The organism is Bradyrhizobium sp. CCBAU 21365 (genome assembly GCF_015291305.1).
In the GTDB taxonomy this organism is placed as follows: domain Bacteria; phylum Pseudomonadota; class Alphaproteobacteria; order Rhizobiales; family Xanthobacteraceae; genus Bradyrhizobium; species Bradyrhizobium elkanii.
Map to the genome: position 1 here is coordinate 7725965 of NZ_CP030036.1, position 14675 is coordinate 7740639.

A 14675-nucleotide genomic window follows, 5' to 3' on the forward strand; every position below is an offset into this window, starting at 1 on the left:
CAACAATTGGCCTGGCGGAATCGGCTGCCGCGGCAAGTATGCTGCCGGCAACCGAATCCGCCGAGGTAACTGCCCGCGATCGGTGGCCCCGCTTTCAGCGACACATTCCTGCGCTCGACGGAGTGCGGGGACTTGCCATCGTGATGGTGATGCTACTGCACTTCGTCGGCAATACGTTGCCGACCAACGCTGTCGAGAAAATCGTCGTCGGAATCACCAACTACGGCTCCTATGGCGTCGAGTTGTTCTTCGTCCTGTCCGGCTTTCTCATCACCGGCATCCTCTATGATTCACGGGAGGAGCCCAGCTTCTTTCGTAATTTCTACATACGGCGAGTACTGCGCATTTTTCCGCTCTACTATGGCGTACTCGCGCTCGTCTTCTTCGTCGCTCCGCTTTTGGGCCCGCTGCGTGGTCCGACCCTCGACTATCTGATAGATCGTCAGGCCTGGGCCTGGCTGTACGGGGTCAACATCTACATCGCATGGAACGGTGACTGGTCATTCTCGTATCTGGAGCATCTCTGGTCGCTTTGCATCGAGGAGCATTTCTATTTCTTCTGGCCGCTCGTCGTATATCTGGTCGCGAAGCAACCGAGAAAGTTGATTGCGGTCAGCCTTGGCCTATCGGTCGCTGCGATGCTCGCTCGCTTGGGCGGCTCCCTGGCCGGACTTAGCTGGTGGACAACCTATGTGTTGACACCGTTTCGCCTGGACGGTCTGGCCCTCGGCGCATTTCTCGCCGTGGTCGTCCGACAACCGAGCGGACTTCAGCGACTTGTGGGCGCCCTTCCTTACGTTGCGACCACTGCATTTGCCTTGCTTTCCCTGACTTTCGTCTGGACGCGCCTGGTGACGGACCAAGGTAACGCTTTCGTCCTTCCGGTTCGGTCTTCCATCATCACCGTGCTGTTGGCTTGTCTCCTCATCTGGGTGCTTGTTGTCCCAAAGTATTCCTTGGTATCGCGCCTTTTCTGCAGCCGACCACTGATGTTTCTCGGGACCTATAGCTACGGCCTGTACGTCTACCATCACTTCATATCGTACTATCTTGTGACTCATCGAACCGAGCTGGCACTCGGCGGATGGCTTGGCTCACACAGCGCAGCCGTGGCAATACAGGCGACAGCGGGCGCGCTCGTCTCGCTGCTAATCGCCTATCTGAGCTATGAATTCGTCGAAAAGCGCTTCCTGGAACTGAAGCGGTTCTTCAACGCTCGACGCCCCGTTGCTGCTGGCGACGCGTTGGCACCTTCCCATCCGTACCGCAACTGATCGCGAGTCTCGTACGGTAGAAGCTCTCGAGAGCGCGAGCTGCTGAACTCCAGGCATACTTGCTTTCCGCCAAATGCCTTGCGGAACGTCCGAGATCCGCAGCGCGATCGGCATCACCCAGCAAGCCGCTGACACGGGCGGCAAAGCTCTCGACATCGTCCGCGATCATGATGTCGCGATCCGGCATGGCCTCGATGCCCTCGGCGCCCAGGGTTGTCGAGACAATTGCCTTGCCCATCGCCATAGCTTCGACAATCTTGAGCCGCGTCCCGCCTCCCAATCGCAGAGGGACGACGACAACTGCAGCCTCGGCAAGATGCGGCCTCAGATCCGGCACGAACCCGGTGAACTCGATTCGGGGCCCTGCCAGCGCCAACAAGGCAGGTGGCGGCGACCCGCCAATGATCTTGCAACGCGCGTCCGGATGGTTGGCCGCGATCCGCGGCCATATATCGTTGACGAAGTGGATGACACCGTCGACATTCGGTGCATACGACAAGAGGCCAAAGAATACGACGGTGCGTCCGTCGGGCCTCGGATCGTCGGCACGTGGGCGATAGAACTCGATATCCGCGGCATTGGGGATGACGGCGGTCCTGGCTTCCGGCACTTCTTCAAGCAGCCGTCGTTCGTCAGCAACGCTGCACAGATAGACGCCATCTGCGTCACGATAGGTCCCGAGTTCCTCCTTCCGAAGCTTGCGCCAATTGACTTCGGAATACAGGCGACGAGGCAGGCTGTCGCCGCTTTGGGCGTACTGGCGGGCAAGATCGTAATCGATGTTGTGAGAATCCACGACCAGTACCGGAAGCTTCTCTCCTGCCGGCGCCTTGCGCAGCTCGTAGTGACCAAGGAACGCGAACTCGAGATTAACCACGTCGAAGCGCGTCGACCCAAGCAAGTCGTCCAGCGTCTGCCGCACTACGTCTGCCGTGATTCGCAAACGCTCGAAGCTGAGGGGCGATACCAGGGAGCGCAGTTGAAGCAGGCGCTTCGGCATCCCATCGCGACCAAACGGGTTACGCACGAGCACCACCTTGCGGCAGTAGGCCTGCATGGCAGTTCGGCATTCCTCGATGTCGTGCTCGTCATCCACGAGCATGGCTGCCGTCAGGTCATGGCGCCGAGCCAGCTCCGTCATCAAGCCGTGCATGCGTGCCTGCGCGCCTATGCGCGGCGGGCTCGCAGGCATCTGTGACACGAAGAGAACATTTAGGCGGTCTGAGTGCATCGATCCAAACCTGCCTGCCGACATCGACAGGTGCTGAGATGCTCGCTGGGGCTCACATTCACATAGCTCGGCTTACTCAATGCTTAAGCCTGAGCTTTGCGTTAATAGTTGCCTCGTTCCTCTTAACGAAACAATGATAGAAAGGCGGCGTATCCATTTATCCGCTCGGATTTTCGATTTAGAAACATTGCCGAAGCAGTCTTGGTAGGTCCTCCACAACGTTAGCTCGTGCGGGCCAGCTCAAGCCGCAAAGGCGACGATTGAATGTGCGGTATCTCGGGTATCATCGGCCGGCTTGACGAAAACAACCGGGCTGCGCTCGCTCGGATGAGCAAGGCCATGATCCATCGCGGGCCGGACGGCCACGGCTCGTGGACTTCAACGCCGGACGCCCGCGGCTGGGGTGTCATGCTTGATCACCGCCGTCTTTCGATCCTTGATCTGTCGTCCGCCGGTGCCCAACCGATGGTGGACGATACAACCGGGCACGTGATTTCGTTCAACGGCGAAATCTACAACTACGTCGCCCTGCGCAAAAGCCTCGAGAGCGAAGGGCAATCTTTTCGGTCGAGCGGCGACACCGCCGTCATGCTGCGGGCACTCGGCCTGCATGGCCTGGAGGCAGTCGGATGGCTGCGCGGCATGTTCGCATTTGCAAGCTGGGATCCGCAACAGCGACGACTTCTGCTTGCACGTGACCAACTCGGCATCAAGCCGCTCTATATCGCTCAGTCCAGCAATCCGAACACGACCTGGTCGCTGATATTTGCATCCGAACTGCGTGCATTGCTTGCCTCAGGCTTGCTCGGAACGCCACGTCTTGATCCGCAGGCGGTTGCGAGCAGCGTATGGAACGGCTTTGTTGTCGGCCCTTGCACCGCCGTTCAGGGCATTGAACTTCTTGCGCCGGGTCACTATGCCGAGTTTGACGGGGCAGGCCGTAAGATAAGCGAGCAGGATTTCTGGCGCATCCCCGGAGAGTCGCCAAAGCCGACAATGGACGAAGCGACGCTTGCCTCGATCCTCGAAGAAGGGATGAAGCTTCACCTCGCCAGCGATGTGCCACTCGCGGTTTTCCTGTCGGGCGGCATCGATTCCTCCGCGATGGCGAATCTCGCACAACTGACCGCTGACGCCCCGGTTCATACTTTCACCCTCGCCTTCGAGGACCAGCAGTTCAACGAAGCGCCGTTCGCGAAGCAGACCGCTGCGGCAATCGGCACTCAGCATCATGAAGTGATGCTGTCCGAGCAGCGGTTCGTCGACAGTCTGGACGACGCCCTCGATAGTCTCGACCAGCCAACCTTCGATGGACTGAACGCCTATTTCATATCCCGGGCTATTCGCGAAGCAGGCTTTACCGTCGCGCTGTCAGGAACCGGGGGCGACGAGTTATTCGGCGGGTATCCGACATATCGCGATCTTCCGATCTTGCAGCAGTGGTGTCATCGGGGCCGCGCATTTCCCCGAAAATGGCAAGCCAAGGCTGCAGCTTTGTTGACTTGGCCCCTGCGACAATCCTCGCATCCCGTGCCGCCTCAAACGCGCTGGGCGAAGCTTCCGGATATGGTCGATCGTAGCGAGGATTTGCTGGCGTTGTACCAGATGGCCTACGCGCTCTTCCTCCCTGGATTTCAAGATGAATTGCTTGCACCGGATTTCGCGGGCGCGGTTGTGGACGGTCTTCCCGACGCGATGCGCCGGCGGCTGATGGCCGAAACGGCAGGCCGTACCGCAGTTTCCGCTATTAGCGTGATGGAACAACGTCTCTTTTTGGGTGAACGCCTCCTGCGCGACAACGATGCAGCAAGCATGGCCAGTTCGCTCGAGCAGCGCGTTCCGCTGGTCGACCACGTATTGTTTGAAAGCGTCGACGCCCTGTCGGACCGGGCGCGATATCAGCCCCTGGGGCGCAAAAACATGCTTCGGCGGATCGGATTGCGCGGGCTCGATCCTGCGCTCTTCGAGCGCCCAAAGACCGGCTTCGTCATGCCGTTTGACCGGTGGATTCGCCGTGGCTTGAAGGACGCCATGGATCGGACCATGCGCGATCCGCAGGCGATCGCACCTACAGGCCTAAATCCCGCCGCGGTCGAGCGACTTTGGCGGGCCTTTCTCGACGGAGCGCCAGGCATGTACTGGTCGCGGGTCTGGTCCATCTATGCGTTTGTCCGCTGGTGCCATCGCAATGGTGTTTACGCATGAATAGCGAGTGCCCTCACCGGCTTGCTCGCCGCTCACTCTGAGCATTCGTCCAATCGATCACGTCGAATTCGAGCCCTCGCTTCAGCATCTCCGCCTCAAGATCGCTGGCATGCCGTTTCCATTCGGCCGTCGACCGGACTCGGAATTTTGGATCTCTGCCGCTTGCCTCGAATTCATCGTCGGCCTCGAGCGCGCCGCGGATAGCTTCATATATCATCCTCAGGCTGGGGTCGGTGATGGCACCGCAGTTCATTGGTTTCAGTGTCTCGATCTCGTCGAAGTTTTTGTTCATGACTATGGTCGATCCTCATCTACGCGCGCGAGCGCGCCTTCGATGACCTCGATCTCCTCGCGGAGGATATCGCTCACGATCGACGGCTTGAACCCTGGTATGCTGTGCATCAGAACATCATCCAGCAATTGCTGACGATGGTGCCTCAGCTTTTCCAGGGCTTGGCGATCCTTCAACGCAATGTAGCCGGCAACGATCTGCTCGATGGCTTTCATTGGAAATGCGCTCTACAATAGGAATAACGTACTGCAATCTCTCGAATAAACTGGCCAGATCGCTTCCTGACAAGACCCCCGCCTTTGTGCTCGTGCGGTAGCGTTAACGCTCAGTCCGTAAAAGCCCGGGTCATCCACGAAATGAATCCGCCGCTTGTCGGGATCCGGCTGAAAGCGAAAAAGTAAGTTCGATCGGCCCCTGGCGGGATCGCCAGCCGGCTTTTCCTGGACGATCAGGCAAGACGATCTGCATACCTGCCCGGCAGCAAAACCGCCGCCTGGTCGAAACCGGATTGAAGGCAAAGGCGAAGCAGTTGGAACAACGGCTCGCGAAGACAGCGAGACTTGGGAATGCCCTTTATCTGATCGGGTGCATTGTTGCGGCCATTTGCATCGCCACCGGCGCCATCACGGCGATCGTAATGCACAATTCAGGTGGCGTTTTTGACGTGGCGTTTGCCCCAATTGTTGGAGGCGTCATCGCCGCCCCCGGCCTCATCTCGTGGCTCATCGGCCGAGTCTGCCGCTACATCCTCTCCGGTCATTGACACAGGCTGGTTCACGACTTTCATCATCGGGATGCTGCCCTGCATTACTGCTGGGTCAATCCGTCAGAGATATTGACGGCAGACCTCGCGTCGTGCGTCAGCGGCAGTCGTGACTCTCCCTTTTGGCTCGACAAGCACTGCCGGCCCGCGCTTGGTTCTCAGTCGTTCTAGAGAGCTCGCCCGAGTTCCATGCGAAGACAACGATCTATCCGCCCTCGCGCTGCGCCGCGACGTGATCGGTAACACATCACCTGTGTTACGAAAGTTCCAAACTCGCCTAACGCCAATCGTCCTCGCACCCGCTGTAAGCGGCCCGCGTTTGGCACCACCTGTTGCAGCCAAGTTACAGCAATTCCGCACGTGTCTGATAGGCGATGAACTTGGGGCAGGGCCAGTACAAGAAAGTTGGAATGCAAAACATGAAGAAAATTCTGCTCGTCACCGCAAGCATGATCGCGCTCGGCGCGGTCGCGCCCGCTTCCGCGGCTGATCTCGCGCCTCAGCCCTACACCAAGGCTCCGCCCTATGTTGCTCCGACTCCGATCTACAACTGGACCGGATTCTATATCGGTGGTCACGTCGGTGGTGCGTTCGGTGGCAGCGACAACGTCCTCGCCCCCGGCTTCGGCGGTGGCAACGACGGTGTGTTCATGGGCGGCGTGCAGGCTGGCTATGATTACCAGTTCGCGCCGAGCTGGGTGATGGGTCTTGAAGCCAACTATAGTTTTCTGGATACCAGTTCGAGCTTCGCCAATCGCGGCCTTGGTTCGGTAACCGGCCGCCTCGGCTACACCTGGGGTCCGGCGCTGCTTTACGTCAAGGGCGGCTATGCCTGGGCTGACACGCGCTTCTCAAACGGCTTCGGCGGCGACGGCGGCAGTGACGGCTACACCGTCGGTGCCGGTCTCGAATACATGTTTACCCAGAACTGGTCGGGCAAGCTCGAATACCAGTACTATGACTTCGGCACCATCAACGTGCACGATAATGTCGGCGTTATCGGCAGCTTCCGCAACGACCAGCACACCATCAAGGCGGGCCTGAACTACAGGTTCAACCTGGGCGGACCGGCCGTCGCCAGGTACTGATCGCTCGCTTGACTCCAAGCGACATGAAAGCTCCGGGCCAAGCAAAGGCCCGGAGCTTTTTCGTTGGAGCGGTGGTTCCTTCCGAATTGGAAGCCTCCTGCGCCGTCGGGCTGACGCAACGCTGTGAGGCCAATGCGAGGCGACCGCGCACTACTCCAAGCATGCCGCAATCGTTGACACTGACCTCGTCGGTGGGGTCGGCGGCCCCAGTTCTCGATCACGTTGACCAAAAGCATTGTGGAGCTTGCCGCGTGACGGACTGATCTGTGACGGTATGACGCACGACGATCAATGCACCATGGAACTGACCTCCAAGGGACGATGGCAGCTCACGCTCATCGGGCTGATGGAGCGCGAACAGGAGGCCCGCTGCGAGCGGTTTGGTTCGGCCGGTGAATTGGGCGGGCCGGTTGGATTTGCCGCTTGAGCACCCCGCGTTGCGGGGCTTCAGCGCCGATGCCTCATCTGTACGGCCTTCAGATAGTCGGCAACCTGCTCAGCCCAATCGGCGGGTGGGGCCACGCCGGTCACTTGCGGGCTGCGACCGCAGCCAACGCAGATCGGGTGGGTGTCGTGATCGCTCTCGAAGCTATAAGCATCCGCGCCGTCAGTAATTACGCACGGCGTCATGTCGGAGCGCTTGCGGTCGCAGCGGTTCATCATGGCCTCCGTTCCCCGGCGAGTGCCAGCCGACACACTTTGCGAGTCCAGTGCTGGATCATGAGTCGCCCACCACCGCCGAGGAGAATGCAAAGTGAGACGCATTCGATGGAACAGCAACACGCGTGAGTGTTTTGGTTGTTGATTGATTATGATGCAATCGTGACGACGGAACCGGTGCTGTTGGCACGGACTGCACATCCCATCACGAGGCGATTGTGATCTCATACGTGCATCGGATCGACCAAGCACGCGCATCGGCTCGGCCAATCCGAAATACTGGCAAAGACGGCTCCGGCGCGGCCCTCAGACAGCACGTCGGGGTCGTCGCTTGTGTCAGCGGAGCTTGCGAGATTGGCGACAGCCATGAAGTGTCATTGTCGGATATGCACGCGCGCGTGTTGACGCGGCGCTGCGGTGCTCAATAGCGTTGGCGGTTGGGGTGGCTTGATGGTCGGTGATGGCGATGTCGAGAATAGAAGTGAGCGCGGAAGAGAAGGAATTGATTCTAATGCTGCGCGAATGGAAACGCGACGTGCGCGGATTTGGGTCGTCCGAGGTTTTGATTTCGCGGCAGCATGGACGCGGATGGGAAATCAGGCTTGGGCTTAACGCGGATCAAGTGTCGTCCATCGGATTGAGCTTCGGCTTGGCGTGGAATGCGCTTGTGGCAACACAGTTGGGTGCCGCACGATAGGCGCGACACGGCTAAGTTTGAATTATGATGCAACCATGGTGCCGGAACCGGTTGTGTTGGCACAAAGTGCACTTCCATCTAAAGCCGAGTGTGATCTGATCATCGCTCGGATCGGCCGAGCCCCACAGCGCATCAAACTCGGATAGTCCGAAACACTGGCGAAGACGGTTCCGACGTCGAAACCCCTCAGACTCGCGTCGGGGCCGTCGAAAATGGTGGCGCCAATGAAGAATCGAACAGGCACCGAATGGGCCATCATCGCCGCTGAATGTTGGCTCGCAGTGGTCGCGGTGGCAATCTTGCTGATCGCGCTACACCCGGAAGTTGGCTGATTGCGACCCGCGCAACTTAGACGCAGTCACCGCAGAGCCATTCCAGGAGCGACCACGCGGTCGGCGAACCTACAGCGTCTCGAACATGCTTCAACGAGCAACCGTAGACGGAGATTCAGGAATTGCACTGTTGGCTGCGTCGTCCGACTGTTCGGCGGCGACGACGGAACGGATCTCGTCAATCCGCCGACAAGCGCGGATCGCACACTCCCTCAACTCATCGATCGATTGCGTTTCTGCCCGTGTCCTTTCAATCGCTTCGATTTGCGAATTGAGGGCTGCAAGTTCTGCCTGGAGCAGCTCAAGTAGCGATTGGTTGGAACCGACCGCCCTTTCCACCCATTTTGCCCGCATTGTCATCCCCAAATACGGCTGTAGGTTCGTGACAACGATTCGTGGCGTCATTATGAATCAGAATGCCCCAAGCTTGGACCGGGGTCTCGCGTCACCGCCAAACGTTCCGACGGAGTCCGACCGCACTGCCGAACTGATCGTTGCGAGACGTGCAGTTTCGTTCGAGACCTCGAGCACGACTCATCGCCGAAGGTCGAACCTCGAACGAAAACACCCTTGATCGTGTTCTTAGATTTATCGCGACTGCAAATGCACGGCCTTTGCCAAGGCTCGCGCCGCCTCCTCCGGAGAAGCCTTGTCGGTATCGCCGTCGACCATGAGGTTAGCGGCGCGCATAGCCTCAACGGAAACCGAGCCGACAAGCGGAACAAGTGCTCGCTTCAGCCGCGCATCCGCGGAGCGCTTTGGCGCGACGAGGATCAGCGCATCATAGGAAGGGATCGCATGCTTCGGGTCAGCCAGCACGAGAAGATCAAGCGCCACGATACGGCCGTCGCTGGAGAACGCGGAGATGACATCGGCCTCGCCGGATTCGAGAGCATGGTACATCATCGTTGGATTGAACGAGCGCCGCGTTCTGAACGACAGACCATAGGCATCCTTAAGCGAGCGCCATTCCGGTCGTCCCAGGAACTCAAGATCATCGCCGATGGTGAGTTGGGGTGCAACACGAGCAAGATCGGCAAGCGACGTGACGTTTAGTGCCTGCGCTCTTTCTCGTTTCATCGCGAGAACGTAGGCATTTTCGAAACCAAGCGCACCAAGTACCGTGACGCCCTGCTCTGCTTTCATCCAGCGGACAATTTCCGCCTGCATCTCCTCGCGTGGTGGCATGTCAGTGCGGCCGATGACATTGCGCCAGAGCGTGCCGGAGTAATCGACGTAAGCATCAATGTCATTGTGAGCCAGCGCGCGAAAGGCGATAGCCGAACCGAGCCCATCCTTACGCGTTACGCCGGCTCCCTCAGCCTTCAGGCGGTCACCCATCAGGTCCGCCAGAATGAACTGTTCGGAGAAGCTCTTCGCGCCGATGACATAGGTTGCTGCTTCGTTCGAGAGCAGCGGCGCGAGGCCGGCGAGCGTGCCGAGAGCAAGTCCGGCGATACCGAACACCACACGCTTCCTGTTGCGTTCGGACGCCCCTGTCTCCACGAGACCGAGACAGAAGTCGGTGATCAGAGCAAGCCCGGCCGCGGCGATGCAGCCGAACAGCACAGAAATCCAGTTCTCGGTTTGCAATCCCGTAAAGATGTAATTGCCAAGGCTGGTTTGGCCGACGGGCGTGGAAAGCGTGGCTGCTCCAATCGTCCATACAGCTGCAGTCCGCACTCCGGCCATGATGACAGGCGTGGCGAGCGGCGCCTTGACGCGTGTCAGAATCTGCTGAGGCGTCATACCAACGCCCTCTGCCGCTTCGACGACAGCAGGGTTGATGCCATTCAAGCCAACCACACTGTTGCGCAAGATCGGAAGCATGGCATAGAGCGTCAATGCAATCAGCGTCGGCAAGAATCCCAGCGCGGGGATGCCGAAGCCGAAGAGCCGTGCCGTCAATGTCGAGAGCGCAAGGAGCAACGGATAGAACAGTGCGAGCAACGCAAGTCCCGGTATGGTCTGGATCAAGCTCGCGATGGCAAGCACCAGCCTGCGTAGCCATGGTCGATCCGCTGCGAGGGCAGCCAGCGGCAGGCTGACGAGCAGTCCAAGCGCCAGCGCGGTGGCACAAAGTACAATATGTGGCGTGAGATAGGTGGGAAGCAGGCGCCAGGCGTCGAACAAAGCGTCTAATCGGGCACTGGAAAGCAGCTCTGCGCCGGCATCAGGCACGGACAGGTCCGTTCTTGGTCGCAAGCGCGGCGATACGTTCCGCTTGACGTCGCGGCACTTCCATTAAGGCGGTAACGTCCGGATCGTCAGACCCAGAGCCCATCATCAAGGCGTGCGGCGTATCGTCGGCGAGTATGCGGCCGTTCTTCATGACGACGATTCGATCAGCCATCAGCGCGGCCTCCTGGATGTCATGGGTCACCATCAGTGTCGTCATGCCGAACCGGTCGTGCAGCTCGCGGTAGGAAGAACCCAGGCTGTCGCGGGTGACAGGATCGAGCGCGCCCAACGGCTCGTCCATCAGAACAATGCGCGGTCGGGCGGCGATTGCACGCGCGACGCCAATCCGTTGGCGCTGACCTCCGGACAGCATGTGCGGAAAGCGGCCGGCGTAATCCTGCGGCAAGTCCACCATATCCAGCATCTCGGCCACCCGCGCTTCGATCGCCTTCGCCTGCCAACCACGCAACCTGAGTGTTACGGCAATGTTGTCGGCAACGCGCATGTGCGGAAACAAACCGATACCCTGAAAGACATAGCCAATGCTCCGCCGGAGCATCGGCGGCTCGGCTTCGCTTACAGGCACTCCGTCGATCCTGACTTCTCCAACGTCGGGATCGACGAGTCGATTAATGGTCTTCAGCAGCGTGGTCTTGCCCGATCCCGAGCCGCCCACGAGCGCAACCAGTGAACCCTGGTGCACGTCGAGCGATACGTTGGAAACAGCAACATTCCGCCCTCCATCGTAGGATTTTGATACAGCATCGATCTTGATATACGGCACGGAAGCAGACGGATTCGAAATCGGCGAAGCTGTCATGAGCAAGGCCTCCCTGTAGACTGCTGAACTGGCGGAAAGTAACCATGCAGGAGTCAGCGCATGATCCACTTGGGTGCACAGGTCCCCGGGTCACACCCACGCCCATCTTCGGAAAGCGAGCCCGTCACGGCTCCAACGCGACCTGCAAGCCGTCGTCGCCCTCAATATGAACGTAACGGGGTCCGATCGGACGCCCCCTGCCGCTGGCAACAGTGACAATGTGTTTCAGGGGAGCGGCGCGCGCATCCGCCTCAGGGCGGGACAACATCAGATCAGCGTGAAACAGCCCTTCCGACTCAAGACCGGTAGCATCGACGCCAAGAGCCGCCAGGCTGGCCAAGCAACTTTCAAACTCTTCGGCATCGCGAAAACGACGCTGGATAAAAGTCGCGCCGGTAAGACGTTCTGTCACGAGGCCACGCTTCTCGAACGTCGCGGCTAGCGAATCGAACGGGAACATTCGCAGCACGAACGAAATGATCCACGGGCGCTTCTCTGTCGCATCGAGAATCTTGCTGAACGTCTTCTCGGTGACGTAGCCGATGCACCCCGTCGACATGATGACATCCGCGGATCGGATAAGATCCGCGCTGTCCGCCGAGAGCGCCTCCGTTTCAAGATCAGCGACAATGCCCTGCTCAAGCAGACCGACACCCGTTGCATAGCTTATCGCCGGCGCCGAGATATCGAGACCGATAAATCGCGCCAGACCGACATCCGGCCAAGCCGCATAAAAATTGCGATCGAGACGCACCAATGTCTCAGAACCGATCGCCCTCATCTCGCGTCGCGCGTAGCGATGGCGCAAGCCCCCGAAAGTCAGTGGAAACCGATGCACCGCTGCGTTGATTCCGTATGAACAGCCAACATCAAGCACGGTCGGCTTGACGCCGGTTGCCGAAACCTTCGCTGCCAGAATTTGGCGCACAACCGGCTCAGCCACGTCCGGGATCATGTAATCCAAATCTCCCAGGACAGAGAAATATGCCCTGGGATCATCCAGGGCATAAATATCATCGAAGACGGCCTTGGACTGATTGATGTGCGAAAAATGTGTTTGCAACCCGGTCTCCTATTTCAACTTACAAGCCACTCGACGGCTGCTGCGTTCAAGTGCTTGATGCCCTATTGCAGAGATTGACCGGCGCATAAACCCATTGCGCTCTTTTCAATCCCGCGTCGTGGAACTGCGCTGAGCACTGATGTGCACGCGCGTGTAACGCGGCCTTTTTTCCAAACCATCGCCTGTAGGGGCGGCTTGATGTGCGGTCAGGATGATGCCGAAAATGCCAGTCGCTTTGGCAGCGAAAAGAATCAATTCTAATGCTGCACGCATGAAAGCGTGCGGACAGCCGGCCTCGACAATCCACAACGCAAATCAGGCACGGACGCGGCACGCTCACGTTGCGTGCCCGGTGGCGCCGGTCGCAGCGCCGAAGAACATCTCGCAGAAGCATGGAATGCACTCGCGTCAGCACAGTTGCCGACAACAGGTTGAGACCGCGCCAATAGGAAGGCCGCTCAGATGGGAATGATTGGCCTGCGTAGTTGGCCGATGGATCGAACTTGGCCCACGGACAAGGCGCGCTGGAGCAGTTCCTCGGCAACGGCAGCTCACGCACGTGGTTTGGGGGCCATGTTAGAAAATGCGCCAAGCCGCCACGCCGAGGATGAATGAAGCTTGAAGCTGATTTGGTGGAACAGCAACTCGCGCATGCGCACAGGGCTATTGACGGTTTGCATCGCTCGCGAGGCCGATGTGCGGAACTTTGTCGGTTCCATTCCCGCCGATGAGACTCTGACAGCCTTGAACGGGCTGGCTCCTCGCACGGTATCGTCAGCGAGATTGAGCGTTTCCAAGGGTCTCGAACACCGTCTGCTGCCACCAATCACCTTCGATCTGATCAAGTACGGCGAGATCGAGCATCGGCCGCAAGGCGCTGCCTTTGGGCAGTACGATCGCATAGCTCTCGCTGCTGAAGCTGGTATCGACGACGCGAGCCGAGGCCGAGAAGTCGCTTCGAACCATCCAGGTCAGCAGCGGCTTGTCATGAACAAAGGCATCGATTGTCCCACGCCCCAGCGCGGAGAGGCCGCCCTGGATGTCCGGAAACGTTCGAAACGAAAGCCGCTGACGAGACAAGTAGTCAGTAGTCGCGGAGTTCGCGACCGCGCCGACGCGCACGGACCGCAGGTCGTTGAAGCCGTGAACGGCGCCCTCGAGCCCTCGGCGCGTCAGGGTGGAGGTGATACCGGCGGTGAACACCGCAATCGCGATCACGGAAGCAATCATCCATCCCGTTGCGACGATCCTCCCGGGGAGCGTTGTCGGAGCATTCTGAGCGGCCCCGGCCTGCGTCATGGCGATGGTCGACCACCAGAAGCTGGAGCCGAGTCCCTTGGCACCGCCACCAAAGTGCTCCGTTTTGCGCCGTTCCAGCATCCAGATGAGGAATCCGACCGCCATTGCGAAACCAAGCAGCACCGCGACGGCCTGGAAGAATCCGAAAGAGAGAAGCGCCCGTCCGATCGCGACCCAGGGGTTTTCGTTGACCGGTACCGCAACGCCGAGCCCGGTGTTGTAAAACGGTTGTGTAAAATCGACCTTGCGCGCACGCTCGGCAGTTACTGTAACCGCCGCGACGCCAACGTCGAATCTGCCGTTTGCGACGCCGTCCAGCAAATCCGGCACGCTCTGGGTTTCGACCAGGCGAAAACGTAGGTGTGCCTGATCGGCGATCCTTTTCCAGAGCGCGATGCTGATACCGCTCCAGCTCCCATCGGGTTGCTTGATCGCAAATGGCGGGGCCTCCTTGGTCGCCACGACCAATTCCTTGTCAGGGGGCGCGGCGGCTTGGGCGTGAAGGGCGCCGCAGCCGAACGCAAGCACCGCCAGCGCCAAGATGCCTAACCAGACTGGTCGAATCGACGTCCGCTGGCGCTTCGAGATTGGATTTCCCCGCCAGGCACTGTGGGCAGACGTCTCACACGACACCTCCCCCATCAAATGGCGGTCGTGCAGAGCTGCCGGGAAAGCCTCGAATGAACTCATTGCTCACCTTGACGCATAGCGGGATTGCCGACCAGAGCACCGCTACTCCCTTTGGCATTTCGTCACACACCTGTCCGTCA

At 59.4% G+C, this 14675-nt stretch carries 15 protein-coding genes; 6 read left to right on the forward strand and 9 right to left on the reverse strand.

Annotation, left to right across the window (positions count from 1 at the left end; genetic code table 11):
• Positions 1 to 38 precede the first annotated feature (38 nt).
• Positions 39 to 1274 (forward strand): acyltransferase, encoded by a 1236-nt coding sequence (locus XI02_RS36235; protein WP_245163941.1) that lies wholly within the window; start codon positions 39 to 41, stop codon positions 1272 to 1274.
• Here XI02_RS36235 and XI02_RS36240 read toward each other — a convergent pair.
• Entirely contained in the window at positions 1210 to 2427 is a 1218-nt protein-coding gene (locus tag XI02_RS36240; RefSeq protein WP_244981027.1) for a glycosyltransferase family 4 protein, read from the reverse strand. The two genes, XI02_RS36235 and XI02_RS36240, sit on opposite strands and share 65 nt — an antisense overlap.
• A gap of 342 nt (positions 2428 to 2769) precedes the next feature.
• Here XI02_RS36240 and asnB point away from each other — a divergent pair, with 342 nt between their 5' ends.
• Positions 2770 to 4710 carry an asparagine synthase (glutamine-hydrolyzing) gene (gene asnB, locus XI02_RS36245; protein ID WP_069277032.1) on the forward strand — a complete coding sequence of 647 codons (1941 nt, stop codon included), beginning with the start codon at positions 2770 to 2772 and terminating at the stop codon, positions 4708 to 4710.
• A gap of 13 nt (positions 4711 to 4723) precedes the next feature.
• Here asnB and XI02_RS36250 read toward each other — a convergent pair whose 3' ends face one another.
• Both XI02_RS36250 and XI02_RS36255 read right to left on the reverse strand, forming a co-directional pair.
• A complete protein-coding gene (locus tag XI02_RS36250) occupies positions 4724 to 5002 on the reverse strand; it encodes a hypothetical protein (RefSeq protein ID WP_016844231.1) in 279 nt (92 codons plus the stop codon).
• A gap of 2 nt (positions 5003 to 5004) precedes the next feature.
• Positions 5005 to 5217 (reverse strand): hypothetical protein, encoded by a 213-nt coding sequence (locus tag XI02_RS36255; protein WP_137481641.1) that lies wholly within the window; start codon positions 5215 to 5217, stop codon positions 5005 to 5007.
• 293 nt (positions 5218 to 5510) lie between these two features.
• Here XI02_RS36255 and XI02_RS36260 point away from each other — a divergent pair, with 293 nt between their 5' ends.
• The 3 genes from XI02_RS36260 to XI02_RS46090 all read left to right on the forward strand — a co-directional run bounded on the left by XI02_RS36260 (position 5511) and on the right by XI02_RS46090 (position 7280).
• The gene (locus XI02_RS36260; protein ID WP_172646981.1) at positions 5511 to 5765 is read left to right on the forward strand and encodes a hypothetical protein; all 255 of its coding nucleotides are present in this window, start codon (positions 5511 to 5513) and stop codon (positions 5763 to 5765) included.
• 419 nt (positions 5766 to 6184) lie between these two features.
• Entirely contained in the window at positions 6185 to 6853 is a 669-nt protein-coding gene (locus XI02_RS36265; protein ID WP_026193306.1) for an outer membrane protein, read from the forward strand.
• Between the two features lie 298 nt (positions 6854 to 7151).
• The gene (locus tag XI02_RS46090; protein ID WP_256438785.1) at positions 7152 to 7280 is read left to right on the forward strand and encodes a hypothetical protein; all 129 of its coding nucleotides are present in this window, start codon (positions 7152 to 7154) and stop codon (positions 7278 to 7280) included.
• Between the two features lie 20 nt (positions 7281 to 7300).
• On the opposite strand, the gene XI02_RS36270 is transcribed toward XI02_RS46090, so the two are convergent.
• Positions 7301 to 7513, reverse strand: coding sequence for a hypothetical protein (locus XI02_RS36270; protein ID WP_245376345.1), 213 nt, complete (start codon positions 7511 to 7513; stop codon positions 7301 to 7303).
• A 481-nt stretch (positions 7514 to 7994) separates the two neighbouring features.
• On the opposite strand from XI02_RS36270, the gene XI02_RS36275 reads away from it, so the two are divergent.
• Positions 7995 to 8210 carry a hypothetical protein gene (locus XI02_RS36275; RefSeq protein ID WP_125459101.1) on the forward strand — a complete coding sequence of 72 codons (216 nt, stop codon included), beginning with the start codon at positions 7995 to 7997 and terminating at the stop codon, positions 8208 to 8210.
• A 422-nt stretch (positions 8211 to 8632) separates the two neighbouring features.
• On the opposite strand, the gene XI02_RS36280 is transcribed toward XI02_RS36275, so the two are convergent.
• From XI02_RS36280 to XI02_RS36300, 5 genes are all read right to left on the reverse strand, one after another.
• Complete coding sequence (locus XI02_RS36280) at positions 8633 to 8896, reverse strand: hypothetical protein (RefSeq protein ID WP_172646980.1); 264 nt, start codon at positions 8894 to 8896, stop codon at positions 8633 to 8635.
• 234 nt (positions 8897 to 9130) lie between these two features.
• Entirely contained in the window at positions 9131 to 10675 is a 1545-nt protein-coding gene (locus XI02_RS36285; RefSeq protein WP_172649074.1) for an ABC transporter permease/substrate-binding protein, read from the reverse strand.
• A gap of 40 nt (positions 10676 to 10715) precedes the next feature.
• Complete coding sequence (locus XI02_RS36290) at positions 10716 to 11543, reverse strand: ATP-binding cassette domain-containing protein (RefSeq protein ID WP_244981026.1); 828 nt, start codon at positions 11541 to 11543, stop codon at positions 10716 to 10718.
• 124 nt (positions 11544 to 11667) lie between these two features.
• A complete protein-coding gene (locus XI02_RS36295; protein ID WP_016844223.1) occupies positions 11668 to 12606 on the reverse strand; it encodes a hypothetical protein in 939 nt (312 codons plus the stop codon).
• Positions 12607 to 13380: 774 nt separating this feature from the next.
• Positions 13381 to 14445, reverse strand: a complete 1065-nt coding sequence (locus XI02_RS36300) for a transporter substrate-binding domain-containing protein (RefSeq protein WP_172646979.1) — start codon at positions 14443 to 14445, stop codon at positions 13381 to 13383.
• Between the last annotated feature and the right edge of the window lie 230 nt (positions 14446 to 14675).

What these genes read in the sequence shown, in the direction of transcription:
- XI02_RS36290 (WP_244981026.1), bottom strand. Translation starts at nt 11,543, where the DNA reads ATGACAGCTTCGCCGATTTCGAATCCGTCTGCTTCCGTGCCGTATATC.
- XI02_RS36255 (WP_137481641.1), bottom strand. Translation starts at nt 5,217, where the DNA reads ATGAAAGCCATCGAGCAGATCGTTGCCGGCTACATTGCGTTGAAGGAT.
- XI02_RS36235 (WP_245163941.1), top strand. Translation starts at nt 39, where the DNA reads ATGCTGCCGGCAACCGAATCCGCCGAGGTAACTGCCCGCGATCGGTGG.
- asnB (WP_069277032.1), top strand. Translation starts at nt 2,770, where the DNA reads ATGTGCGGTATCTCGGGTATCATCGGCCGGCTTGACGAAAACAACCGG.
- XI02_RS36265 (WP_026193306.1), top strand. Translation starts at nt 6,185, where the DNA reads ATGAAGAAAATTCTGCTCGTCACCGCAAGCATGATCGCGCTCGGCGCG.
- XI02_RS36270 (WP_245376345.1), bottom strand. Translation starts at nt 7,513, where the DNA reads ATGAACCGCTGCGACCGCAAGCGCTCCGACATGACGCCGTGCGTAATT.
- XI02_RS36280 (WP_172646980.1), bottom strand. Translation starts at nt 8,896, where the DNA reads ATGCGGGCAAAATGGGTGGAAAGGGCGGTCGGTTCCAACCAATCGCTA.
- XI02_RS36240 (WP_244981027.1), bottom strand. Translation starts at nt 2,427, where the DNA reads ATGCACGGCTTGATGACGGAGCTGGCTCGGCGCCATGACCTGACGGCA.
- XI02_RS36250 (WP_016844231.1), bottom strand. Translation starts at nt 5,002, where the DNA reads ATGAACAAAAACTTCGACGAGATCGAGACACTGAAACCAATGAACTGC.
- XI02_RS46090 (WP_256438785.1), top strand. Translation starts at nt 7,152, where the DNA reads ATGGAACTGACCTCCAAGGGACGATGGCAGCTCACGCTCATCGGGCTG.